Here is a 22,745-nt window from a genome sequence, read left to right on the forward strand (position 1 = left end):
CTCTCATGAATTTTACTTATACCCCTATAGGTATAATAAAGGTCAATAAAAAAGATTGCAACCCTTTTGCCGCGGCAAATATTTGCAGATACGATTTATCATTCACAAAATCGACGACCACACTTTAATGGCCGTGAGTGCGATCAGGACGACCAAACCATATCGAAGCACCTTCACGTTGATTTTCGAACTGACCATCGTGCCAATCGGTGCTCCGATCAAACTGCCGGTGACGGTATATACCGTCGCCAACAGAGGGATATCGCCGCCCATGATTTTCCCGATGACGCCTCCGATGGCCGAAATGAAAACGATCGCGAGCGAGGACGCAATCGTTGTGCGCGTGGGAATTTTGAGAACGGTGAGCATAATGGGAATTAAGATAAACGCGCCGCCGGCCCCCACGATTCCGGAAACGATACCTACTACAAATGCCGCAGTAATGGCGATGATTTTGTTGAAACGGAGGTCGTCCGTTTCCTGTTGTTTCCCCCGGTTGGGAACGAGCATCAGCACGACGGCCAGTACCGCAAGGATGCCGTAAATCAGGTTGATGACATCCCCGTTCAACAAACCCGAAACAAAGCCGCCGACCAGGCTGCCGGCAAGAATGCTGCTCCCCATGTAAAGGACTAGCTGTTTATTGACAACGCCCGTTGCTCCCTTTTTGCTTTTTTTCCGGAACGCGATAACACCCGCAAGAGAAGCGAAAAAGACTTGGAACATGCTGATGGAGGAAACTTCGTGGGCGGTAAAGTGTGCCGCACCGAAAAGGGATGGAATATACAGTAGGAGGGGATAATTAATAATCGCGCCGCCAATACCGAGCAGCCCAGAAAAGAAAGAGCCGACCAGACCGATGAGCACTATGACAATGAGCAGTAAGAAATCCATGACATCCTCCTGTCGTAAAGTTTTCTATAAGGCGTGACCTCAAGGTGAATACAGGTTATAATTAAGTCCAAGTAAACTCATAAGAAATAAGGTGATCCAATTGCTTCAACAATTAAAAAGCCTATTCGAAGATAAATGCCCGGTGTGCAATCAAAAGTTGAAAGCGAAAAACGACATGGCAAGCAGCACGAAAACTTGCCCCCAAGGGCATTATACCGAAGAAAGTTACTGTTCCCTTGGCGTCACTATCGTATATGACGAGGCGAAATAAGCGGGCCCTTCCGGGTCCCGCTTATTTTATATACTTTGCGAACGTAAAATTTATAAACGCCGTCTTCTTCTACGTGCTGAATGAGTTCGTGGTTCGTCTGTTTGACCCACGCCTGAAAATCTTTGACGGAGCCTTTGTCCGTAGACAGAACTTCCATGACTTGACCCGTCTGCAGGCTATCCAACGCTTTCTTTGCCTTGACGATCGGCATCGGGCAAGCCATACCTTTCGTATCGACCGTGATATCTGTATTCATATTCATGTTCCTTCTTTATTTATCATGCACCGCGCAGCGGTTCGGACCGATTTCCATCTCGCGCTGCTCGTCTTCGTTCGGTGTAATCTTACCCATGTTCGTTTGGCGAATCTCCTGATAGGCGTTCGGTTGAGGCGGAAGATTCACGGTTACCGTCCGCCGAAACGTCTCCTCATCCTGAATGTTCAAGCCCGGATTGTCGCGGTACAGATCCGACAAACGGGCCATGACGCGGCCACCTTCTCCCAGCTCCGTCACTTTGCCGAAGTGTGCCGGCAGTACGATCAAATCCTGAGCCAAGCCTTTGTAACGGTTATACAAGGTGTTGCGAAGATCGCCAACCCAGTCCTCTGCTTTGCCAGCCAAGTCCGGGCGGCCGATCGATTCGATGAACAGGATATCGCCCGTAAGCAGATATTCATCATCTACGATAAACGACGTGCTGCCGACGGTGTGACCCGGCGAGTAAATAGGTTGAATTTTGATCTTCGTATTGCCAACCGTGATGTCACGGCCTTCTTCCAGTTTCTCATATGGGAACGTTACTTCTGTCGCGTCCTTGGGCGGCAGCCAGTACGTTGCGCCTGTTTGCTCCGCCAATTTGCGCCCGCCGGAAATGTGGTCCGCGTGCAGGTGCGTGTCCAGCGTGTGTTTAATGGTTGCTCCCTGTTCCCTGGCGAAGCGTTCGAATACGTCAGTCATCCGGAACGTATCGATCACAGCCGCTTCACCGCTGGAAATCACCATGTAGGAGAGGCAGCCTTTGCCGATCCGCACGAATTGGTACAGGGAGCCGCCGTCTTTCAAATCCCCGATTTTTACCGGCTCCAGATGCTCGCTCCAGGATTTCATGCCGCCTTCCAGATAAGAGACGTTCGTTCTTCCAGCCTCGACCAATTGTTCCGCCACGAATTTGGACGAGCCTTCCTTGGCGCATACCACCAGCAAGCGTTTGTCGCTTGGGATTTGTTCTAACGCTTGATCCACGCTGTCAAGCAAGTCGAAATACGGAATGTTGATGATCTCGACGCTTTCCCCTTCGATTTTCCAATCGTCAAAATCGCTTTGGTTGCGCACATCAAGAATAAAGAGCTCTTCTTTGTTCAGGACGATTTTCGTCAGTTCTCCCGCTGCCATCGGGCGGAGTCCGCTTGCAGTAGTCAATGTTGTTTCCCCCTTTGATGAATTAGAACGTCAGGGTCACGTTTGCGTCCTTCGCGAAATCCAGGAACGTGACGGCTCCACCGACTTCGATTCCTTCAATAAAATCCTCTTTCTTCAGGTTCATGACGTCCATCGTCATTTGGCAGGCGATGATTTTCACGCCCATTTCCTGCGCCATGTTCACCAGTTCCGGAATGGAGGGAATGTTGGCGTTCTTGAAGCCTTCCGCGAAATGCTCTTTGCCCGCGGGCAGCGGAAGCTGGTGATGCGCCTGCTTGTGGATCAGGTTCAGTCCTTCGAAGGTGAAGAAGATCGCCACCTCGGCATCCGTTGCCGCAGATGCGGTCGCGATGTTGAAGACCTTATAGGCATCGAACAGTCCGCCGTTGCTAGCGATAATCGCTACTTTCGTGCTCATTTGGAATGACCTCCTTGGTCGATGATTAGATTTGAAAGTCCTTTTCCGTCGGGCCGGACCACCCGTACATGCCAGGCTTCACGTTCTTCACGTTCTTGAAGCCTTTCTCGGCCAGCAATTGGCAAGCAAGATCGCTGCGCGTTCCCGTACGGCATACTACGTGAATGTCATCATCCGGATTGAGCTCGCCGAGGCGCTCTTCCAGCTCCCCAAGCGGAATGGAGACGGCGCCGGGTATGCGGTTAAACGCGTATTCGGCAGGCTCGCGAACATCGAGCACGGTTACGTTGCCCAGCTTTTTCTCCAGCTCTTCATTGGTCACGGTGTGAGGATATTTTTTTTCTTCCTTGATCTCATCCGCGCTCGATTTACGGATGAAGTGCCTGAGCACGTTGCCATCCTGAATCGTACCCAAATATTGATGGCCGGTATTCTTGGCCCAGCCTTGTATATCAGCCAGTGAACCTTTATCGGTTGCCTGAACCTCGATGACCTGCCCGGATTGCAGCTGATCCATCGCTTTTTTGGTTTTGACGATAGGCATCGGACAGGCCAAACCTTTGCAATCAAGCGTCTGATCGGCTTTGATTTCTGGATGTGTAGTCAAATCGTAACCCTCCTAAATTGGTGTTTTTCCGGAGCTTACCTATCCTGTTCGAGTTTACCCAAATGATTTCAAAATCATCATTACGTATACCCCTATATGTATAATAAATCGCGTAATGTATTGTTGTCAACTTTGAATTAACCGGGAATCAAGAGATATAAGGATTATAGTTATGAAACCAATATAAAAACAAAAGCAGACTTTACCAACCTGCATCAGAGTTAGCCATTTTTTGGAATTTATTAACGATTTGTCGGGACATCTTATTTGGCTCGATTCGATTATGGTACTTGCAAGCAAATACGGTTTGGAGTTATTTGCTTTATGGCTTGGATTCGTGTGGGTGCTTGGCGATCGAAGGAGACATATTGATGTACAGTCGGGGTTCGCTGGGATGCTGGCTTTGTTTCTGAATTATGTGATTGCCCAGTTCTATTTTGAGCCTCGGCCGTTTGTAAGCCATCCGGTTCATTTACTGTTCCCTCACGCAGCGGATGCTTCCTTTCCAAGTGATCATACACCGGGGGCATTCGCACTTGCATTAACGGTACTTATTCGTAAACGCTGGTCCGGATGGTGGAGCTACATTATGTTGGCTTTAGCCAATAGATGCCGCGCTTGAGAAGGATTTCGACATTATTTTTATGGACATCCGAATGCCGGAATTGGACGGCATTCAAGACACATAATACATTTTACTTAATTGTGCGACCGAAAGTAACCTTGTATTATCGCCATCACAGCGTTCAGTAATTACCACGACAGATTTTAAGAGGCAGGAATAAGTGAAATGATCTCAGCGTTCATGAATGCCTGTCCTCTGTAAGATCCATTCATGACTGGTATCCACCATGTTTTCCAAATCATCATTTGTCAGTTTTTTTGGGGTACATGCGTTCCAATGGCTGTAATACGCCAATGAAACACCAATATCCCCCCTCTTCCTCCTGATTGAAGTTGCTACGAAATCGTAAATTTTTGTTGATATTCATGCAGTTCTTTTTGAAAACGCTGGAAGGGGCTGGATAACACTTTTATATTCCGTTTTAATTTGTTTTTCTTTTTCCGATTATGCTGACACTCGTGGAGTTGATCAATCTGTTTATCGATTTTTTCCCGTAGGGTTAGGATAAACCCGATCGCAATGTGAGCTTTAGCCAGTTCATGAAGATCAGTAGCAAGAGCCTCACTCAAATTGCGAAGATCTGGAAGATATAACGACTTTGTCACATAAAAGACCTCTGGCGTAAAGTCCTCACGGTAATCTTGTCCCGGGACTTGCTCCCAAAAGTCATTCCATTCTCGTAGAAGACCAGTTTCATACAAAAAGAACTTTAAAAAACCGCATAACCATGCCGTACAACTTGTATTTCGTTTTTGGCATCCAACACCTTTGACAAGATGTCGACATCCTTTACAACAGGAACCTCCATTGGCGATACAAACTTTACAAATGGAATTGGACCCGATCTCATGTAACGCATGAATCCCCATTGTTATGACGGTTTGTCTGCTTACCTGCATGAAAGGTGTAGTCGATTCGCGAGAGGATGACGAATCTTGATGTGACGAGTCCTTACTCGTTGAGTCCGGCATTCGCACCCACTCCTTATGTTATTTTGAAAAAATCAAATAATCAGATATTTGAATATTATGGGTATTATACAGGAATTTCAACCAAATCACAATCCATGCGCCGGTATGCCCTTCTTTCCAGAATGTTTTTGGGTGGAGTTGTGTTATGATATTTATATATTCAAAAATATAGCGATCAAGGAGGCGTTAGCCATGAATCAAAATATCCAACAGTTTAAAGCCGATTTTTTTAAGGCGCTGGCGCATCCCATGCGGATTCGAATCCTGGAGGTTCTGAGTGAAGGAGATAAAAACGTAAATGAGATACAGAGTATTTTAGGTTCAGAGGGTTCAGCCGTTTCTCAGCAGTTGGCAGTATTGCGAAATAAAAATGTGGTGACGGGCTTAAAAGATGGTACTTCTGTCATTTATTCGTTACGTGATCCGCTGATTAAGGACCTGCTCGCAGTTACAAAACAGATCTTCGATAATCATCTCGTTGATGCCATTTCATTACTTGAGGTCATTCGAAATGAATCTTAAACTGAAAAACAAGGGGTTCCATGAGTAACATCAAGGATCACCTTGTTTTTTTGTTTTGCAGCCGGAAACATGCGGAGCGGCACGAGATTATTATGATTGACATTATTCGATGACAGGAGTAACATTTCACTTATATTTAAATAATCAAATATATGAATAAAAGAAGGTAATTCAGATGAAATGGACGGGAAGATTTGAAGGATACCATGCGGCCGCATTCCGCAAGGATCTCATTTCAGGCCTCATTGTTGGTATTATCGCCATTCCATTAGGGATGGCATTTGCTATTGCGGCTAGTGTAAAACCGGAATATGGCATTTATACCACCATTGTGGCCGGTATCTGTATTTCCTTGTTCGGGGGTTCTAAATTTCAAATTGGCGGACCGACCGGTGCATTTATTCCGATTCTTTTTGCGATCGTCATGGAATATGGATACGAAAATTTATTGCTTGCAGGATTTTTGGCGGGAATTATACTTGTTCTCATGGGGCTATTTAAACTCGGTGCGTTGATAAAATTTATTCCTCGCCCTGTAACCATCGGATTTACCGCTGGAATTGCCGTCATCATCTTCAGCGGACAAATTGCCAACTTGTTAGGTTTGAGCGGTATCAAGAAACATGAGAATTTTCTACCCAATATGAAGGAAATTGTAATGCATCTCGCAACTACGAATCTCTACAGTATTATCACAGCGGTCGTCTGTTTGGCAGTTATCATCCTAACACCGAAATTTTTACCGAAGGTCCCTGGTTCCTTGGTAGGGCTTATCGTATCCACTATAATGGCGACCGTATTCTTTAAAGGGGAAGTTGCAACGATTGGATCGTCATTTGGAGCTATTCCAAGCACCTTACCCCATTTTCATATCCCTGATCTAACCTGGGATCGCATTGAAGATTTGATTCGCCCCGCCTTTACTATTGCCATGTTGGGGAGCATCGAATCTTTATTATCGGCGGTTGTTGCCGACGGCATGACCGACAGTCGTCATAACAGCAATCGGGAACTGATTGGGCAAGGCATCGCCAATATCGTAACCCCTCTTTTTGGAGGCATACCAGCAACAGGAGCCATTGCACGAACAGCAACCAATATCAAAAACGGTGCGGTCTCACCTTTGTCGGGTATAATACATGGCATTGTTGTGCTGCTGGTGCTCATTTTGTTTGCACCTTATGCATCGCAGATCCCACTTGCTAGTATGGCACCGATTCTAATGCTGGTTGCCTGGAACATGAGCGAACGAAAAGAATTCGCTCACGTCTTGAAAACCAAAACGAGCGATTCTTTTGTCCTCCTCATTACCTTTTTGCTAACGGTCTTTACGAATTTAACGACTGCCGTTGAAGTCGGGTTAATCTTAGCCGTTATTCTATTTGTGAAGCGCATGAGCGACGGTTTACTGGTTTCCAAGGTATTGCCTGACCCAGCAACTAAACATGAGAAAGTGAAATCCCATATGGTAACCGAAGGCCACGATTGTCCACAAATCGGGATCTATACCATCGAAGGTCCTCTCTTTTTCGGCGCCGCGAACATGTTTGAAAAGTCCATTATGGATACGATTCATCAGAGACCGAAAGTGTTACTGCTCCGCATAGGAAAAGTACCTTTTATGGATACGACGGGTGAATCAAATCTGTCCAGTTTGGTGAAGCATTTCGAGAAATTTGGTGGGATTATTCTTGTATCCGGAATTCAAACTCAGCCTTTAGATGTATTGAAGAGAACAGGGTTGTATACGCTGATTGGGGCTGAACATTTTTTTGCACATACCGGTGAAGCACTTAACTTCGCGCTATTGCAACTGGATTTGAATAAATGTCTAGGTTGTAAACATTTTGCTTTCCGTGAATGCGCGGCGTTATCAAACAAGGAGTCTCAAAAAGAAGTGATCACCAGTTTAAAGGCTGATCCAGCAAGGACATAGCCTAATCTCATTCGAAATCGCCCTAAAGACGAAATGAGGTGAATGGCTATGCACTTGCACGTCAGCAATACAAAGTGATCATGGCTCATCCGCTGCAAAAGGTGTCAATGAGCATCAATCGCGTATTATGACTCGCGTCGTTTATTCAGTGCAAGACAATGAAAGATTTAAAAATATTGTTTTGTGTCGACTTGTCAGAAGGTCACGTGAATCTCGAACACTATTCATATTGTTTCGACAAGAACAGTTTCTAGACAATATCGAAAATTAAGAGGTTATCATGATTGTCGGGCGGATAAATAAAAAAGTGTTCTAGCAATCTTATCGTTTATTTAAGCAAAAATGAGATCGACTGCGAGGCGCTCTCTCGTCCAATTGAAACAGTAACATACAGACACGCCCATGCTCGGATTCTTTTGTTACACAGCCACTTTCACGTCATCCTCGGCAAATGATTGCGAATGATTCCCACTATAATATACGGTTGCGTAAGCAGAGTTCGAACAAAATAAATAAGAGTTGTCGGGATGAATGGTTTCTAAAGCAGAAGCTTAACATGTACAGCAATCCATCCTAAACCACTCCTCATGTAGACTTGAATGGGCTTAAGGGTGAGGATACATTTCTTTCTTTACTCATTTAATCCTGCCCATGGAGTAATGACAATGTTTAGTTTACAACTTTACATTCCCGTTCAAATTTACCGACCTTCGGCAAGAAACTTTTCGATACGCGACTTAATCGCATCCCGAACCGCTCGAAAATGGCTCGTGATTTCTTCCTCGGTACCGGTCGCCTTGGCAGGATCATCGAAACCCCAATGCCATTTCACGACGTTTTTATTCGAAATCACCGGACAATGCTCGTCTGCATGTCCACATAACGTTATTACATAGTCAGCTCGATTCAAAATCTCCGGATCGATGACATCCGATGTATGGCTGCTAATATCGACGCCGGCTTCCTTCATCACCTGAACGGCGCGCGGATTCAGCCCATGTGCCTCTAACCCGGCGCTTTTTACTTCGTAGCGATCAGTACCGAGAGCCTTCAAAAAGCCATCCGCCATTTGGCTGCGGCAAGAGTTTCCTGTACAAAGGAAATAAACGAGTTTTTTGTTTTCTGACATGATGAGTCCTCCTGTTTATATTAAGCTGCTTGCTTTGAAAAATACTTCCGCTGGAATCGGAGCGCGACGTTGACTAAGGCAATCATCACGGGGACTTCCACAAGAGGACCGATGACGGCCGCAAATGCTGCGCCGGAATGAATACCAAACACCCCAACGGCAACGGCAATCGCCAGCTCGAAGTTATTCCCCGAGGCGGTAAATGCCAGTGTAGAAGTGACCGGATAACCAGCCCCGGCTTTTTTGCCCATGAAAAACGAGATCAGGAACATGACAACAAAGTAAATCAAGAGCGGAATCGCGATCCTCACGACATCGAACGGCAATTGGATAATCATTTCGCCTTTCAGCGAGAACATGACGAAGATCGTAAACAATAACGCGATCAGCGTAATGGGGCTGATTTTCGGAATAAAGACCGTTTCGTACCAGGACCGTCCTTTTGCTTTTACAAGAGAATAGCGAGTAATCATTCCGGTCAAAAACGGTATCCCTAGATAAATGAACACACTCTTGGCAACTTCGGCCATCGTAATGTCAACAACGACACCTTCCAACCCGAACCATCCCGGCAAAATCGTAACAAAGATAAAGGTATAGACGGAATAAAACAAAACTTGAAAGATCGAGTTGAAAGCAACGAGTCCCGCCGCGTACTCGGCATCCCCTCTGCACAAATCGTTCCAAACGATGACCATTGCAATACAACGGGCTAAACCGATCATAATCAGGCCGACCATATATTCCGGATAGCCTTGGAGGAAAATAATAGCCAGGAAAAACATTAAGATCGGGCCAATGAGCCAGTTTTGAATCAATGAAATGGTTAACACTTTGCCATTTCGGAAGACACGGCCGATTTCTTCGTATCGTACCTTCGCCAGCGGCGGATACATCATTAAAATAAGGCCAAGCGCAATCGGTATCGATGTGGTTCCGACTTGAAATTCATTCAAACCGACGACAAAGTTAGGAAATACGTAGCCCAGGCCAATCCCCAACGCCATCGCAACAAAAATCCATAACGTCAAATAGCGGTCCAGAAACGAAAGCCGCTTTCTCTCTTGTTTGCTCACTTGCTGCATACCCCCTTTACTCGCATGTAACTGTCAGTCCTTGTTGCTCCAATTTCCGCAGCTCCTCGGATAGATCGGGCAAATGGGACAAGGCATAACCGATTTCCTCTAACCGCTTCTCATTGATCGAATAGAACACCCATTGCCCCTTTCGCGTTTCGCGGACCAGTTCAGCCGTTTTTAGACGGCTTACATGTTTGGAAATGGCTGGCTGGGAAATGTTAAAGATGGGAACCAGTTCACACACGCAACAATCGCGAATACGGAGCAAAGAAAGGATTTTCAGCCTTGTCGGATCGGCAAGAGCTTTCAGAATATCCGCTATCTTTTCAAATTCCATTGGCATTCTTATCACCCCAAACTTAAAACCTTATAACCATATTGTTATTTATGTATGATAAAAAGTCAATACGGAAAATGATACTTTTATATTCCATCTACAATAGCCTGTCTAAGACAAACCCTTTCCGGAGTACTTATTTTTTTGCAATGCAAGCAAATTAATACTCGCAAATGACTGTTGTATAACTGGTTCATGAGGTGAAGCACCGTGGAAAATGTACGCGAATTATTTCGCAGGTCGAGGAAACCGGCCATGTGATCGGGGTCGATATGACGCCGGAAATGGTAAGTCGCGCCCGCAATAACGCCGTCAAAGGAGGATTTACGAACACCGATTTTCGGCTAGGGGAAATCGAGCATTTGCCTGTTCCCGATCAAACGGTGGATGTCACCATTTCCAACTGCGTCATCAATCTTTCTCCGGATAAACAGCAAGTGTTTCATGAAGCGTTCCGCGTTCTTCGCCCCGGTGGTCGTCTGGCCGTTTCCGATGTCGTGATGACGGCAGAGCTTCCGTTGGAAATCAAAAACGACTTGGATGTTTTTTATTCGGGGTGCATATCCGGGGCATCGTCCGTTGATGAGCTGAAGACGATGTTAACGCAAAGTGGATTTAAGGATGTGGTAGTCGAACCAAAAGAGGAATCCGGGGCGTTTATTAAAGATTGGGTTCCTGGGTCGAAGGTGGAAGGCTACATTGCCTCTGCTGTTATAAAAGGAGTTAAACCATAACCCAATCGGCACAGCCATAGATCATAAGTAAAGCAGTTCTATCGTCGTTTGGATAGAACTGCTTATATTGGGTTAACTCGCGATTTCCCGGCATGTTTATAGACAGGAGAAGCAGGTTTCAGCACACCGCAGACGTATTACAAATGACTTTTCCGTAAAGCCAATCTAACTGCTACATAAGAGACAGCATCTACTACTGCGGATACCGTTCCGATAAACGTCAAAAAGAAGATACCGTCAAAGTTCGCCGCGTCAATAACTCGTAAAGCGACGACCATCCGATGCACCTATACGGGCACTTCTTCCAATGCCTAAACAAAAACGGGAAACCGCTTGAATGGTCCCCCGTTATTAAGGATACGCAGAATTTGAAGCCGGGGGAAGAATACGTTGTTGCATTCGAAGCAGATAATGAAAGGAACTGGATGTTCCATTGTCACGATCTTCATCATGCTTCGTCTGGTATGGTAACGGAATTATAATATACAGACTTTAAGACTGATTTTGTTGCAGACCCGAATGCAAGAAATAAACCAGAGGAATACAAAAATGAGCGCTCACCCGTAACGTGGCCAATTCGTCCATACGATTCCAAATTTTTTGGCTAATTGGATACAGCGTCTACGCTGTGCAAATTCATAGAGAGTCGCCCAAGACGCTCCGAGGTGAGTTACGGAAGACAACTTTCCAGCCGCACACCGCTTCAGAGAGGAGCGAGTTAAATCTGAGCTGTGGGACGGATAACGATTTCGTTCACATCCACATCGGCTGGCTGCTCGATCGCGAACGCAATCGCGCGAGCGATCGCGTCCGGCGGCATCGCGAACTTGTCCCGGGACTCTTCGAGCCGGGCCTTTACCTCCGGATTTGTCACACCTTCCGCGAAGTTCGTCCGGACAAAACCGGGAGAAATAATCGTCACTCGCACTTTATCGCCGGCCTCCTGGCGCAAACCTTCGGAGATGGCGCGCACTGCAAACTTCGTGCCCGAATACACAGACTGGTTTAGTACAGTCTTATGTCCTGCTGTAGAAGCGGTATTGACGAAATGTCCGAAACCCTGCTGGCGAAAGACAGGCAGCGCAGCGGCGATGCCATACAGAACTCCTTTGATGTTGATGTCGATCATATCCTCCCAATCCTCGACGCGTAAGTCGTCGAGAGGGGAGATTGGCATAACACCAGCATTGTTGACGAGAACGTCAAGCTTGCCGTACCGCTTACATGCCAAATTGACGAGGTCGGTTAGATCGGCGCGCCGTCTCACGTCCGTGGGTGTATAGACAGCTTCACCACCCCCATTCGTGATGCGGGTCGCCAGAGCCTCAAGGCGATCCATTCGGCGCGCGCCAAGTACGACTTTCGCACCGCGTTCAGCGAGCAGAAGTGCAGTCGCCTCGCCTATTCCACTGCTTGCGCCTGTGATGGCGACGACCTTGTCTTCGATTCCCGATAAAGAAATTCTTGCGCTGATGTCCATCTTATCCCTTCTTTCCGTTGATTCGTCTTATAGGCGGAAGTCCTTCGACATTCCAATCAGATACTAAGTACATTATATACATATATAATTCTAAATGTCTAATTTATTTTTTGTCTTTAACTTGATTTTCATGTATAATTAAGAATAAGAACTTGTAGGAGGAAACGGAATGAGCGCACATACGGAGGCCCAGAAAGATAAGCTGCTGAAAAAATTGATTTCATCCGTCATGAAGGATGGTTTTCAGCAGTTGAGGATGGATGACATCGCCAAACATATGGACGTAAGTAGGGCCACCATGTATAAGCACTTTTCTTCAAAGGAGGAAGTGATGGAAGGCGTTGTCCGAGTCTTTGTGGATTATATAGAAACGCTGGAAGACCTGTCTCCGGAGGAGGATGAGGCATCTTTTGGAACCTGGTTTCAGCAATTGTTTGGACAGACCGTTTCGCTCGTCGGGACCATCACGGATATATTTCTTAAGGACCTTCAGACAGCATATCCGGAATTGTACGATCGCTTAAAAGCCGCTTTAACCAAACGCGAAAAGCAAGCTCTGGAATTTTACAGAGATGGAAAAAACAAAGGCATCTTCAATCCGATCAACGAGAATTTCCTGCTGCTTCAGGACGATCTTTTGTTGCGGGAAATTATCAATCCGAAATATTTGCTTGTTAACCAAGTCTCCATCAGACAAGTGCTCCACGATTATTACCAACTTAAAAAAATACAATTGTTTAAAGCCGAAAAACTGCCGATGCTGGACGACTCAAAAATAGAACCCGTTATCGAACGTCTTGTGGAAAAGTTTAATCGGACATTGTAGCACGCTGCTATCGGCTCTAGACATTTTTCGCTGAAAGGTGAACTTCGCATAAAAGGTCATTGGAGGTCATAACTGGTTTCCACGCTTGGAAATTGCCTTGGTGCATCTAATGGCAAGAAGAGGTCCATGCCATTACGCATCGGCCTCTCTTCCTCACTTTATTTAAAAAAATCAGATGTATCCCATCTATGAACCCCCTCGAATCTTATTGCTGGTTTTCCTCGACGAATGCTTGTTTCAGCTTCGTGTTCTGGCTAGACTGATGATTACCATTTCTTGTAATTAGCATAATGCCAATCGCAGTTACCAGCAGCGCTCCGGCCAACAGCAAGAAGGTTTCTCTGGTCGAGGAGAAATGAAACAGCACTTGAATGCCTTTCATAAATAACGGACTTATAAATTGAAAAATATAAATGAAAGCCAGCAGCAATGAAATTCCCATCGGCAAGCTCGCAACAGGAACGATTTCCGCCGTTTTGTTAAACGTCAACGGAAACAAAAATCCTTGGGCAAAGCCAAGCAGGATTACCCCAATGCCAACTGTCCATACCGAATGCGCCATACTGACAGTCAAGAATCCGACAGCCATCACCATCAAGGCGAGAGGGGCAAGCATCCTGCCAAACACTGGAGCAAATGTGGTTAAACTCAGACCAGCGATAAAGGAGCCGATCAGGGAAAGCGCCGTTAGATAACCAACGGAAGATACGGATCCGATCCCGTTATCGGCTAAATATAACGGCATGGTGGTCGGGATTAAAAAATAGAGCATAGTTGTCAGAGAACCCGCAATCGCAACGGCATAAAACATGCGCGGCAGCTGCCATGACGCTTTGTTGCGCGATTCGATATTGGGTGCCGGCGAAAATTTCGGGAGAAACAAAACGACGAGAATCAGTTGTATCACCGCATATAAATACGTGAGGAATACCGCTCTCCATCCAAATGAAGCAATATTCCCCCCCGATGGGTAGAAATACAGCACCCCCGATTCCAGTAATAGATATAACGTAACCATTCATCTTCGCTCTTTCCCTGCCCTGGAAATTCTCTGCGATCAAGGAATTGAACGCCGGTGAAATTAAGCCGATGCTGATGCCCATAATCGCCCGAAACAATAATATTACGGTGAAAGAACTGGATAAGGCAGGACCTATACCGCCGACAATATAGAGCAGCAACCCAACGATCAGGATGTTTTTTCTTGGAAAGTTTCTCGCAAGATAACTTGCCATGAACAAGGTCGGCAATATAAATAGGGACGATATGGTTACGATCCATTGAATGAGCAGCCTGTCCGTTTCCGGAAAAGCAACGGCCAGCAGTTTGACTACCGGTGCAGCAATCATCGTACCGAAGGTCGCGGTTACAGCTAGAAACAATAAAGAAATTCTTGATTTTAAACCCACGCGGAATCACTTCCATTTCTGTTTGTTAGTAATGACGTGTATCACATTTTAGAAACATCGTAAACGTAAAATACGTTTTTTGTATATTTCGATTACTGAGTATTTGCGATTGAGTTTTTAGCTATAATTTCGAGAAGCAGGAATGAGACTGTAGGAGGAAAAATTGAACGTGATTATTGAGGAAAAGTTAAGACTGGTAATCGATTGGAGCTAAAGGGACTCACACGTAACGGATGAAGTACAGAGCCTCCAGGGCTTGGTGTTGTAACATGAAAACAAGCTTCAGGAGGCGCTCAAATGGAAAGGTGAAATGCGACCTTTCCATTTTGTTTGGTTTTGTTCACGTTTTTTTGTTGTATAGACCATATCTCCAGACATGTTGTTTTAGCGAGGGGGAAATTGGAAATCATAAGAAAAGGTTCCTTCGGAAAGTGGTGACAACTATCGCATCGGTCAATCATAAAATATCGTTGCTGCAAGGATATATGCTGATCCTGATGGCGATCGGCATTCTGAATCACGTCATTATTATCCCGCTTCTGCTGACTGCTTCCCAAAGAGATGCCTGGATATCCGTTTTAGCCGTATTGGCAGTATCGCCAGTCTGGATCGCCTGTTTATCTTATATTCTCAAAAACATGAACGGGACGCCGGTCAAAACCTGGTTGTATCGTCATTTCGGCAAACTGCCTGCAACCGGTATGCTCGTTTTTTTCACGATATATATGTTCGTAATGGGCGCCATTTCGCTAAAAGACACCATCACATGGACGATTGCCTCCTATTTGCCGCAGACGCCGGCTTTGGCGTTAGTACTTGCGGGAGTCGGATGCAATCTATTGGCGGCATATGCCGGGTTGCGCGTGATTGCAATCGTCACCGGCATTTTGCTCCCGGTTGTGATCGTGCTCGGCGATTTTGTGATGACAGCCAACTACAAGTATAAGGATTACAGCCTGCTGTTTCCGGTCTTCGAGTTCGGGTGGGAGCCTGTATGGAAAGGCGCATTATATGCGGCTGGGGGGCTTTTGGAGATCATCTGCATCCTTTTTTATCAGGAGCATTTATCCAAACGTCCTCGCTTCGGCACTCTCATGCTGGTGAATGTGCTGCTTGCCGGATTGATTCTGGGACCGCTGATGGGTGCCATCGCCGTGTTTGGACCTGCTGAGGCGGCAAATCAACGCTACCCTGCATACGAGCAATGGCGTTTGGTTCAACTCGGGCAATATATTTCGCACCTTGATTTCTTCTCCATCTACCAGTGGCTTTCCGGCACGTTTGTCCGTGTCTCGCTGGCCCTGTTTCTTATGGTTGACATTTGGAAACCGGGCAAGCGATTGCCATGGCTCATTTTATACGGCGCACTGATGATCGTTGCCGTTGTGCTGCCCGTGAGTGATGCACGGTTCCTCAATTTTCTGCGGAACGTGTTTTTCCCGACGTCCGTTTACGCTGCTTTGGGCTTGACGGCATTGCTTGTCGCGAAAATTTGGATTTCCAACAGAATGAAGAGGTGATTCCCCATGCTCAAAAGGTGGTTGAGGCCATTTCTTTTCAAAATATCTGTCGGGTCGGTTGACTCTTCTTCTCAACCAAGCGCCTCACCTTCCGAACGACCAGCCGTTGAACTGGCCGATGCTTCCTCTATTTTAAATTTGTTCAGCCGTTGCGCCGATGTCAAGCATCATACCTACGCCTTGAACGCTGTGGAGGAACGTTCAACCGTACTATTCGTCTTCTGCGAAGGGATGAGCGACAGCCACCATATGATTCATGAGGTGGTGCTTCCCCGTTTGCAACGTTTTTATGAGACATACGGCTTTACGGACGCGGGCATGCTTCAAACGGCGAGTCAGCTTCAACTGGAACGTCTGCCGGATGATAATTGGCAACGGAAAGCAACACAACAGGTGTTTGAAGGCAAATTGCTCATGTATATTCCTGCGCTTCAGATCATCTGTTCCGTTGATATTGCCAAGCTTCCGGCGAGAAAACCGGAAGAATCCAATGTCGAAGTCTCCGTTCGGGGAGCCAAAGATTGCTTTGTAGAAGAGTTGGCCACTAATGCCGCTCTTATCCGCAAACGGCTTAAATCACCTTCGTTAGCCTATGAGCAAATCATGCTCGGCGAACGTACGCAAACCCGGATCGGATTGATGTATATGTACGATATCGCCGATCCCAAGGTCATACAGGAGGTAAAGCAGCGCCTGCAGAAGATAACGATAGACGGAGTATTCAGCGCTACGGAACTTGAAGAAATGATTGAACCGACATGGGCGCTTTTTCCGCTTATGGCGTATACCGGAAGACCGGACTTTACCGTCAACTGCTTGACGAACGGGCGATTTGTTATATTGGTGGACGGAACGCCGGCGGCATTAATTGGCCCGGCTAACTTGATGCTCCTGATCAAAACGCCGGAAGACATTCATTTTACAGCGTTATCCTCAACGTTCGGACAAATGTTGCGGTTGTTAGGTTTATTCGTGTCGCTCATGCTTCCGGCATTTTGGCTCTGCCTGCTTTCTTATCATCAAGACCAGCTTCCATTTTACTTGCTGGCGACGCTGACCGTGAATCGTCTCGGGATCCCCTTATCCACCGGCCTGGAGATGTTTCTTGCGCTCATTTTTCTTGAAATGTTGCGCGAGGCCGGCGTTCACCTTCCTTCCTCTATCGGTTCGACACTTACCGTTGTAGGAGGCTTAATCTTGGGCGATGCAGCCATTCGAGCCGGAATTTTGTCGCCCGGAATCGTGATCATCGGCGCGATCACGCATGTATTCGGCGCAACACTTACCAATCAGGCGTTAGGAGGTGCGGTGAGCATACTGAGAATCATACTGTTTATATTTTCTTGCATATTCGGTTTATACGGTTTTTTTCTCGGCGTATTTTTGTTGCTGGTTTTGCTGGCGTCTCTTCAGTCTTTCGGGGTTCCGTATCTGGCCCCGATGTCTCCTCCGTTTTTTAAAGATTTACCGCATGCTTTGTTTCGGTTGCCATTAGCGTGGAAGAGAAAGCGTCCGGAGATGCTTCATACGATTGACGATACAAACCGGGGAGAACAATCAAAATGAAAGGCATGAAAATAACAGGAATCTTGATTGCTTTACTCGTCATCACGACCGGTTGCTGGAATATGAAGGAAATTCAAAATATTAGTTATGCAACCGCCATCGGGTTCGATTATCGTGACGGAAAGTACATTGTGTATTTGCAACTTATTGATTTTTCCAGCGTCGCCAAGTTGGAAGGACAACAAAAATCGAGGGAAGCACCTGTATGGGTCGGTAAAGGAACAGGCGCATCGTTTACGGAAGCTGCAAACAATTTATATGAGACGTCGCAACAAAGAGTGTTTTGGGGTCATGTTTCCACGCTCGTGTTCAACGAACACATTCTGAAACAGAATAAATTTCAAGATGTATTGGATTTGCTTAACCGTTACAGGGAAATCCGCTATTTGGTTTGGGTTTTCAGTACCAAAGAATCGATTGAAGATATTTTCAACTCAACTCCGTTCTTTAATGAGTCTCCGATGATGTCCATTTTGCACAATCCGGAGGACCAGTATCGGCAACGATCGATCATTTCACCGATCAGGTTGTATCAATTTGTCATGACGCTGAAAGAAGATTCGCGGATGAGTTACCTGCCTGCTCTACGGATTGAGAAAAATCAGTGGGAAGTAAGCAGAAAAACGCATCCGTTGTTAGAATATGCAGGTATAACCGTGTTTTGGAACAATCGGTACCATGGAGAATTGGATCCGGACGATTTGCAAGGATTGCCTTGGATGCATAAAAAGACGGTTCGCGTGCCGCTTTCTCTCGAACGTGAAAAATCGTTAGAGGCTGTATTGGTCATGGAGAAGCCAAAAGTGCGCATCAAGCCGTCGGTTCAAGATCTTCGCGTTTATTTTGACGTCGAGCTAACGGTAAAGGCAGGCATTAACGAATTGCATCAGGAAATGTCCGAGAAAGAATTGATCGACCTGGCCGAACGAAAGATTGAAGAACAAATTCGCCATACTTACCGGAAAGGCTTTGAGCGGAAGGTTGATGTTTATAATCTGGGCGAGTCGTTGTTTCGACGCTATCCCTCGGTATGGCACCGGATCGAAGACGAAAATCATTTTGTGCTGCATGAGGATTCTTTACGAAACATACGAATCCATGTTCAACTGACCAATACGGGGAGGTACAAGTTAAAGCCCAGTCAAGCCTAGATGTTGGAAATTCCGATTTTCAAATCATGGATTCGCGGCGCGATTGATACATCCGATCAATCGCGCTTCCACGTCGGCAGCAATGCCGTAACCATTTTACATCCATCAAGCTTTCTTTCTGAAGACAACCTCCTATTCCATTTCGGACAATTCCGTATCGGATTCCATCCGTAGCAGTTCCTTGAACAAAAAAGCAACAAACTCTTCTTCAAGTCCCATGTCCCAAGCTGTCGCTATACATTCGAGCAGTTGTTCCTTGCTGAGCAGCCTCGTGGCAACCCTTCCCCTAATTTCTCGCATTCCATTCTCAGTCTGTTGACTTACGCTTTCCAATAATCGAGTCAGTCTTGTAATCTCCTTGGAAAGCTTGACCACTTGATTATGGCTCAAGCCGATTTCCTGCCGTTTCCCATACAATACGGTCTGTGCAGCGATCAGTACATGATGCATAACTTTCGACTCCTTTTTATCCAATCTAGACATAAAGGAATATGGGACTTGACTTTGCAGTTCCGTGGAAAATTATAGCTCAAACAATTTAAAGGTACAATAAAGAGGACTTACTGTAGTTTAAGAGTACTCCATCCCTCTAACCGCTTTGACTACACTTTACTATAGAGAGGGGTTGTAAGAGGCACATGGCTACTTTTGCACAAATAGTCGGAGCAAAAATTCGCTTATACCGCATGGAGCAAAATTTGACTCAGGAACAACTAGCCGAATCGATCGGCATGGCCGCGACATATCTTGGACAGATTGAACGCGGCGAAAAAAACGTCAAACTTCAGACAATTGAAAAAATTGCTTTGGCATTACATATGAGCGTATACGATTTATTCAGCGACGAGAAGGAGGCCAATTTGCAACAAAAAAGATGGTTATGGGCCAGCGTTCTCTTATTGCTCAAACACAACGATGCCAAACAGCGACAAGCGTATCGTATTTTACGGGAACTGTTGGAACCGGCAACCGAAGATTCGTAAAAAGTGATTCAAGCTATGAAAAAAGCAAGCGGTTGGGATGATCTGAACCAACCGCTTGCTGCTTATTTACCGCGATTCTCTATGTTAAATGGCAAGTTTTTACCGATTTTTTGGATAAATACGGTTTCTTAGGAACACCCGTTTGGAAGGAGTTGGCGCTTTTTGCGCGAATTATTGGGTATAAAGAAGGATTTTGTCGTAAATGATCTAACTTCATTCAAAAGGGGGAGGTTCTATTCGTAGGTCCTCAGGCTGATCCCTTTCTTTCAGGATCATAAAAAACGAAACGGCAAACCCATTGAAAAATGGGGGCGCAAAACTTCAGGCCTAAGGATGATATCTATGGTAGCTGGGTTGCCGAAATGATGCTTCCGAGCTCAAAGCTGCCCCAAATCGGGGTGGCTTCTTATTTTGATTCTCCAGCAAAGGGAGTAGCCTCGATGCCGAATATTGAACAATTAATAGTACAAAACGATTTTTATCATGTGTTCCAGCCCATCTTGGGGTTTCCGGAAAAGAGAATCCTTGGTTACGAGGCCCTCATTCGCAGTAACTCCAACATGAATCCGGATCTTTTATTTCAGCGCGCCATGGAGCAGAACAAGTTGTTCGAAGTCGATTCTTTCTCAATTTTGCAGGCGATTTCAGCTTACTTTGAATTTCCGGGCTCACGGGAACATAACCTGTTGTTTATTAACATTTTCCCTTCAACTTTGGTCTCGCCTTTATTTATCGACTTACTCGACTCCCTTGCCGATCGATTCGAGCGATTTAGAAACCAAATCGTATTTGAGATTAACGAGTCCATTTATGAGGGCCTCTTATGGAAAAGCGCTTCTTTCAGAGATGCCATCCGTTTGCTGCGTGAACTGAATTTCCTGATAGCCCTGGACGATGTAGGAGATGGAACAACTTCTTTTCGAAATATTGTGGACGTCTCGCCGGATTTTATCAAAATCGACCGATTCTTTGCTTCTGACTTGAGTACATCCAGGAAAAAACAAAAAGTTGTCGCGCTGTTTGCCGAGTACTGCAATGACGAGGCCAATCTGATCCTGGAAGGAATCGAAAAAGAAGAGGATTGGGATACCGCGCTGTCTTTGGGTATCAAGATGGGACAAGGCTATTTATTCGGAAGACCGAACCGGTTAACGTAAACGGTTGAACGTGAAGTCTCACCCGAACACGAAGGAGTAATCAGGATGCAGGATAAACTGAACTATTTCCGCAAAGCAACGCTCTCTTTAAAAATTTCAGAGTTTGAAGTTCCACCCATGCAGGATTTGTTGATCATCGGGAAAAAAGCCCCGATCGGGCCGGAAGCGGTAAAGCGAATGGCGCAGGCGCTATCGCCGGAACAATTTACAATCGTGAAATTGGACCATGCCAAAATTGAAGCGGTCTTGATTCGGAACTCCATTCTTCAAATGTTGGACGAACGTTTGCTGATGCAAATCATAATGGAAGAAGCGGACCGGTTGATCAGCGACAACATGGTCCTTCGTTCCGAACTGAAAATTTCGGTGTCCGTTCAGCGGGAGGTGGAGTTGTCATGAAGGTGGCGGAATTCATGTCGTCCCCGGTCTACACAGTTTCATCGGAACGAGGCGTCCAGTTCGTCTCCGACATGATGAATGAACTTAAAATTGGTTCGCTGGTCGTCACAGATCATGGATCAATCGTAGGGATCATTACGTCTCGGGATATCCGATCTTCCCACCCCAATCGCATTGCGGCAGATGCGATGACCCCAAACCCGATCAGCATTTCGCCTGACCGATTTGCCTGGGACGCATTAGAAGTGATGGAACAACATTGCATTGAACGTTTGCTTGTCACTCATGAAGAACAGGCAATCGGGATCGTGACCCGAGTAGCGCTTCAAGGCAAGCTGAACCAAATCGTGGATCCGCTAACGGGTTTGTACCGTGCACCTTATATCCAGCATATCGGCGAACATTTTCTGAACCGTCGCCAACATTTCCGTTTGCTCTTTATTGATCTCAATAACTTCGGTGAAATCAACAAATTTCATGGGCATCCGGTAGGGGACGATTTTCTAGTCGAGTTCTCTAATCGCTTGCGTACAATAACCAACGAACAGGATTATGTATGCAGGTATGCAGGGGATGAGTTTATTGTGATTACATGCCGGAATGAGAACGATGCCAAGAAATTAGAGGCGGCCCTGTCCCAACCCGTCGTCATTCAAAACGTTACATTATCCGCATCGGTGGGAATCATAAACGGCTATCTCGTACCTGACTTTTTTTCGCTGTCTTTTCGAGAACTGATCAGCAGAGCCAGTCTTCTATCCACTTCTTTGAAGCAAAAATCTCTTGCATGATAGAAAACTCGACTTTTCGCTAAACTTGAGAGCGGTAAAAAGCGTCAAGCATTCTGACACGCTTTCTCAGCGTGAACAGAAGGTTGGCGCTATTCTTTTGAAACGGATGTTCATCATATCAGAACGTGTCCAACTGTCCCCGCGATTCAATCCTGCATATTTTTCTTCTCCCATCGTCTTCTGATCCAGGCCACAACGAGTAGCTCCGCAGGAATGCATACCAATACCATTAACGCCGAAAGAAAGATGGAAGTGGACAAAGCATGCGTCAACTCCTGCAGGTTGGGCGCGACCCAAATGCTCATTAAGAGCAGCAAGAAGCCGATGGGGAAAACGATTGGCTGGTATTCACGCAGGCTCATCCACTGAGCGGCGACCATAGCCGTCACATAAAAGATAACACATATTTTTACAAATGCACCCAACACCAAAATAGCCAAAAAGCGATTCCAGATGGGTAAAGAAATCGGCCAGGTTGATGTATCTGGCGACTATCAGGAAAGGATAGGTATAATTTCCC

24 protein-coding genes, 2 pseudogenes and 1 riboswitch are annotated in these 22,745 nt (G+C 46.0%); of the genes and pseudogenes, 12 read left to right on the forward strand and 14 right to left on the reverse strand.

From position 1 onward, the window contains the following. Positions 1–102 precede the first annotated feature (102 nt). The 6 genes from PTZ19_RS14595 to PTZ19_RS14625 form a co-directional block, all read right to left on the reverse strand. Positions 103–894, reverse strand: coding sequence for a sulfite exporter TauE/SafE family protein (locus PTZ19_RS14595; protein ID WP_248929871.1), 792 nt, complete (start codon positions 892–894; stop codon positions 103–105). A gap of 245 nt (positions 895–1,139) precedes the next feature. Next, complete coding sequence (locus PTZ19_RS14600; RefSeq protein WP_248929872.1) at positions 1,140–1,421, reverse strand: sulfurtransferase TusA family protein; 282 nt, start codon at positions 1,419–1,421, stop codon at positions 1,140–1,142. 15 nt (positions 1,422–1,436) lie between these two features. After that, positions 1,437–2,558, reverse strand: coding sequence for an MBL fold metallo-hydrolase (locus PTZ19_RS14605; protein ID WP_276355835.1), 1,122 nt, complete (start codon positions 2,556–2,558; stop codon positions 1,437–1,439). A 49-nt stretch (positions 2,559–2,607) separates the two neighbouring features. Continuing rightward, positions 2,608–3,003 carry a DsrE/DsrF/DrsH-like family protein gene (locus tag PTZ19_RS14610; protein ID WP_080835035.1) on the reverse strand — a complete coding sequence of 132 codons (396 nt, stop codon included), beginning with the start codon at positions 3,001–3,003 and terminating at the stop codon, positions 2,608–2,610. 25 nt (positions 3,004–3,028) lie between these two features. Next, positions 3,029–3,610 carry a sulfurtransferase TusA family protein gene (locus tag PTZ19_RS14615; protein WP_276355763.1) on the reverse strand — a complete coding sequence of 194 codons (582 nt, stop codon included), beginning with the start codon at positions 3,608–3,610 and terminating at the stop codon, positions 3,029–3,031. 960 nt (positions 3,611–4,570) lie between these two features. Then, positions 4,571–5,206 (reverse strand): hypothetical protein, encoded by a 636-nt coding sequence (locus tag PTZ19_RS14625; RefSeq protein ID WP_276355765.1) that lies wholly within the window; start codon positions 5,204–5,206, stop codon positions 4,571–4,573. A 192-nt stretch (positions 5,207–5,398) separates the two neighbouring features. Here PTZ19_RS14625 and PTZ19_RS14630 point away from each other — a divergent pair, with 192 nt between their 5' ends. Both PTZ19_RS14630 and PTZ19_RS14635 read left to right on the forward strand, forming a co-directional pair. Beyond that, complete coding sequence (locus tag PTZ19_RS14630) at positions 5,399–5,728, forward strand: ArsR/SmtB family transcription factor (protein ID WP_036684721.1); 330 nt, start codon at positions 5,399–5,401, stop codon at positions 5,726–5,728. Positions 5,729–5,903: 175 nt separating this feature from the next. Continuing rightward, positions 5,904–7,664 (forward strand): SulP family inorganic anion transporter, encoded by a 1,761-nt coding sequence (locus tag PTZ19_RS14635; RefSeq protein WP_276355776.1) that lies wholly within the window; start codon positions 5,904–5,906, stop codon positions 7,662–7,664. 700 nt (positions 7,665–8,364) lie between these two features. Here PTZ19_RS14635 and arsC read toward each other — a convergent pair. From arsC to PTZ19_RS14650, 3 genes are read right to left on the reverse strand one after another with little or no spacing between them, the layout of a single operon-like run. Next, the gene (arsC, locus tag PTZ19_RS14640; protein WP_080835050.1) at positions 8,365–8,793 is read right to left on the reverse strand and encodes an arsenate reductase (thioredoxin); all 429 of its coding nucleotides are present in this window, start codon (positions 8,791–8,793) and stop codon (positions 8,365–8,367) included. Positions 8,794–8,813: 20 nt separating this feature from the next. Further along, positions 8,814–9,869, reverse strand: coding sequence for an ACR3 family arsenite efflux transporter (gene arsB / locus PTZ19_RS14645; RefSeq protein ID WP_276355780.1), 1,056 nt, complete (start codon positions 9,867–9,869; stop codon positions 8,814–8,816). Between the two features lie 16 nt (positions 9,870–9,885). After that, positions 9,886–10,209 (reverse strand): ArsR/SmtB family transcription factor, encoded by a 324-nt coding sequence (locus PTZ19_RS14650; RefSeq protein ID WP_080835580.1) that lies wholly within the window; start codon positions 10,207–10,209, stop codon positions 9,886–9,888. Between the two features lie 218 nt (positions 10,210–10,427). Between PTZ19_RS14650 and PTZ19_RS14655 the strand changes: the two are divergent. Both PTZ19_RS14655 and PTZ19_RS14660 read left to right on the forward strand, forming a co-directional pair. Beyond that, positions 10,428–10,943: pseudogene (locus PTZ19_RS14655) on the forward strand (methyltransferase domain-containing protein); the annotation flags it as partial. A 192-nt stretch (positions 10,944–11,135) separates the two neighbouring features. Beyond that, positions 11,136–11,425: pseudogene (locus PTZ19_RS14660) on the forward strand (multicopper oxidase domain-containing protein); the annotation flags it as partial. 236 nt (positions 11,426–11,661) lie between these two features. On the opposite strand, the gene PTZ19_RS14665 reads toward PTZ19_RS14660, so the two are convergent. Further along, positions 11,662–12,423, reverse strand: coding sequence for an SDR family oxidoreductase (locus tag PTZ19_RS14665; RefSeq protein WP_276355786.1), 762 nt, complete (start codon positions 12,421–12,423; stop codon positions 11,662–11,664). A 169-nt stretch (positions 12,424–12,592) separates the two neighbouring features. On the opposite strand from PTZ19_RS14665, the gene PTZ19_RS14670 reads away from it, so the two are divergent. Further along, positions 12,593–13,249: a TetR/AcrR family transcriptional regulator gene (locus tag PTZ19_RS14670; RefSeq protein WP_276355788.1), complete on the forward strand. Its 657-nt coding sequence runs from the start codon at positions 12,593–12,595 to the stop codon at positions 13,247–13,249. Between the two features lie 205 nt (positions 13,250–13,454). Here the strand turns inward: PTZ19_RS14670 and PTZ19_RS14675 are convergent, their stop codons facing one another. Beyond that, positions 13,455–14,021, reverse strand: a complete 567-nt coding sequence (locus PTZ19_RS14675; RefSeq protein WP_276355789.1) for an MFS transporter — start codon at positions 14,019–14,021, stop codon at positions 13,455–13,457. After that, entirely contained in the window at positions 13,972–14,658 is a 687-nt protein-coding gene (locus tag PTZ19_RS14680; RefSeq protein ID WP_276355791.1) for an MFS transporter, read from the reverse strand. The genes PTZ19_RS14675 and PTZ19_RS14680 overlap by 50 nt, the downstream gene beginning before the upstream one ends. Positions 14,659–14,927: 269 nt before the next feature. On the opposite strand from PTZ19_RS14680, the gene PTZ19_RS14685 reads away from it, so the two are divergent. The 3 genes from PTZ19_RS14685 to PTZ19_RS14695 are packed head-to-tail and all read left to right on the forward strand — an operon-like array spanning position 14,928 to position 18,895. Next, positions 14,928–16,178, forward strand: a complete 1,251-nt coding sequence (locus tag PTZ19_RS14685; RefSeq protein WP_276355794.1) for a GerAB/ArcD/ProY family transporter — start codon at positions 14,928–14,930, stop codon at positions 16,176–16,178. 6 nt (positions 16,179–16,184) lie between these two features. Further along, positions 16,185–17,744, forward strand: coding sequence for a spore germination protein (locus PTZ19_RS14690; RefSeq protein WP_276355796.1), 1,560 nt, complete (start codon positions 16,185–16,187; stop codon positions 17,742–17,744). Then, positions 17,741–18,895, forward strand: a complete 1,155-nt coding sequence (locus tag PTZ19_RS14695; RefSeq protein WP_276355798.1) for a Ger(x)C family spore germination protein — start codon at positions 17,741–17,743, stop codon at positions 18,893–18,895. The genes PTZ19_RS14690 and PTZ19_RS14695 overlap by 4 nt, the downstream gene beginning before the upstream one ends. A 132-nt stretch (positions 18,896–19,027) precedes the next feature. Here the strand turns inward: PTZ19_RS14695 and PTZ19_RS14700 are convergent, their stop codons facing one another. Then, positions 19,028–19,345 (reverse strand): hypothetical protein, encoded by a 318-nt coding sequence (locus tag PTZ19_RS14700; protein ID WP_276355800.1) that lies wholly within the window; start codon positions 19,343–19,345, stop codon positions 19,028–19,030. 188 nt (positions 19,346–19,533) lie between these two features. Here PTZ19_RS14700 and PTZ19_RS14705 point away from each other — a divergent pair, with 188 nt between their 5' ends. The 4 genes from PTZ19_RS14705 (at position 19,534) to PTZ19_RS14720 (ending at position 22,225) form a co-directional block, all read left to right on the forward strand. Next, positions 19,534–19,878, forward strand: coding sequence for a helix-turn-helix domain-containing protein (locus PTZ19_RS14705; protein WP_276355802.1), 345 nt, complete (start codon positions 19,534–19,536; stop codon positions 19,876–19,878). Positions 19,879–20,156: 278 nt separating this feature from the next. Then, positions 20,157–20,240: riboswitch (cyclic di-GMP riboswitch) on the forward strand. Further along, positions 20,241–21,035: an EAL domain-containing protein gene (locus tag PTZ19_RS14710; protein WP_276355805.1), complete on the forward strand. Its 795-nt coding sequence runs from the start codon at positions 20,241–20,243 to the stop codon at positions 21,033–21,035. 45 nt (positions 21,036–21,080) lie between these two features. After that, a complete protein-coding gene (locus PTZ19_RS14715; protein WP_185134752.1) occupies positions 21,081–21,434 on the forward strand; it encodes a hypothetical protein in 354 nt (117 codons plus the stop codon). After that, complete coding sequence (locus PTZ19_RS14720) at positions 21,431–22,225, forward strand: GGDEF domain-containing protein (protein ID WP_276355808.1); 795 nt, start codon at positions 21,431–21,433, stop codon at positions 22,223–22,225. Before PTZ19_RS14715 ends, PTZ19_RS14720 begins: the two co-directional genes overlap by 4 nt. A 146-nt stretch (positions 22,226–22,371) precedes the next feature. Here the strand turns inward: PTZ19_RS14720 and PTZ19_RS14725 are convergent, their stop codons facing one another. Then, positions 22,372–22,665, reverse strand: a complete 294-nt coding sequence (locus PTZ19_RS14725) for a hypothetical protein (protein WP_276355811.1) — start codon at positions 22,663–22,665, stop codon at positions 22,372–22,374. Positions 22,666–22,745: the final 80 nt, after the last annotated feature.

The sequence above is a fragment of the Cohnella caldifontis genome (assembly GCF_029360585.1).
GTDB lineage: Bacteria > Bacillota > Bacilli > Paenibacillales > Paenibacillaceae > Cohnella > Cohnella caldifontis.

What these genes read in the sequence shown, in the direction of transcription:
- PTZ19_RS14635 (WP_276355776.1), top strand. Translation starts at nt 5,904, where the DNA reads ATGAAATGGACGGGAAGATTTGAAGGATACCATGCGGCCGCATTCCGC.
- PTZ19_RS14665 (WP_276355786.1), bottom strand. Translation starts at nt 12,423, where the DNA reads ATGGACATCAGCGCAAGAATTTCTTTATCGGGAATCGAAGACAAGGTC.
- PTZ19_RS14675 (WP_276355789.1), bottom strand. Translation starts at nt 14,021, where the DNA reads ATGCTCTATTTTTTAATCCCGACCACCATGCCGTTATATTTAGCCGAT.
- arsC (WP_080835050.1), bottom strand. Translation starts at nt 8,793, where the DNA reads ATGTCAGAAAACAAAAAACTCGTTTATTTCCTTTGTACAGGAAACTCT.
- PTZ19_RS14705 (WP_276355802.1), top strand. Translation starts at nt 19,534, where the DNA reads ATGGCTACTTTTGCACAAATAGTCGGAGCAAAAATTCGCTTATACCGC.
- PTZ19_RS14625 (WP_276355765.1), bottom strand. Translation starts at nt 5,206, where the DNA reads ATGCCGGACTCAACGAGTAAGGACTCGTCACATCAAGATTCGTCATCC.
- PTZ19_RS14610 (WP_080835035.1), bottom strand. Translation starts at nt 3,003, where the DNA reads ATGAGCACGAAAGTAGCGATTATCGCTAGCAACGGCGGACTGTTCGAT.
- PTZ19_RS14605 (WP_276355835.1), bottom strand. Translation starts at nt 2,558, where the DNA reads ATGGCAGCGGGAGAACTGACGAAAATCGTCCTGAACAAAGAAGAGCTC.
- PTZ19_RS14720 (WP_276355808.1), top strand. Translation starts at nt 21,431, where the DNA reads ATGAAGGTGGCGGAATTCATGTCGTCCCCGGTCTACACAGTTTCATCG.
- PTZ19_RS14600 (WP_248929872.1), bottom strand. Translation starts at nt 1,421, where the DNA reads ATGAATACAGATATCACGGTCGATACGAAAGGTATGGCTTGCCCGATG.
- PTZ19_RS14650 (WP_080835580.1), bottom strand. Translation starts at nt 10,209, where the DNA reads ATGGAATTTGAAAAGATAGCGGATATTCTGAAAGCTCTTGCCGATCCG.
- PTZ19_RS14595 (WP_248929871.1), bottom strand. Translation starts at nt 894, where the DNA reads ATGGATTTCTTACTGCTCATTGTCATAGTGCTCATCGGTCTGGTCGGC.
- PTZ19_RS14710 (WP_276355805.1), top strand. Translation starts at nt 20,241, where the DNA reads ATGATGCTTCCGAGCTCAAAGCTGCCCCAAATCGGGGTGGCTTCTTAT.
- PTZ19_RS14715 (WP_185134752.1), top strand. Translation starts at nt 21,081, where the DNA reads ATGCAGGATAAACTGAACTATTTCCGCAAAGCAACGCTCTCTTTAAAA.
- PTZ19_RS14685 (WP_276355794.1), top strand. Translation starts at nt 14,928, where the DNA reads ATGAAAACAAGCTTCAGGAGGCGCTCAAATGGAAAGGTGAAATGCGAC.
- PTZ19_RS14630 (WP_036684721.1), top strand. Translation starts at nt 5,399, where the DNA reads ATGAATCAAAATATCCAACAGTTTAAAGCCGATTTTTTTAAGGCGCTG.
- PTZ19_RS14690 (WP_276355796.1), top strand. Translation starts at nt 16,185, where the DNA reads ATGCTCAAAAGGTGGTTGAGGCCATTTCTTTTCAAAATATCTGTCGGG.
- PTZ19_RS14700 (WP_276355800.1), bottom strand. Translation starts at nt 19,345, where the DNA reads ATGCATCATGTACTGATCGCTGCACAGACCGTATTGTATGGGAAACGG.
- PTZ19_RS14695 (WP_276355798.1), top strand. Translation starts at nt 17,741, where the DNA reads ATGAAAGGCATGAAAATAACAGGAATCTTGATTGCTTTACTCGTCATC.
- PTZ19_RS14670 (WP_276355788.1), top strand. Translation starts at nt 12,593, where the DNA reads ATGAGCGCACATACGGAGGCCCAGAAAGATAAGCTGCTGAAAAAATTG.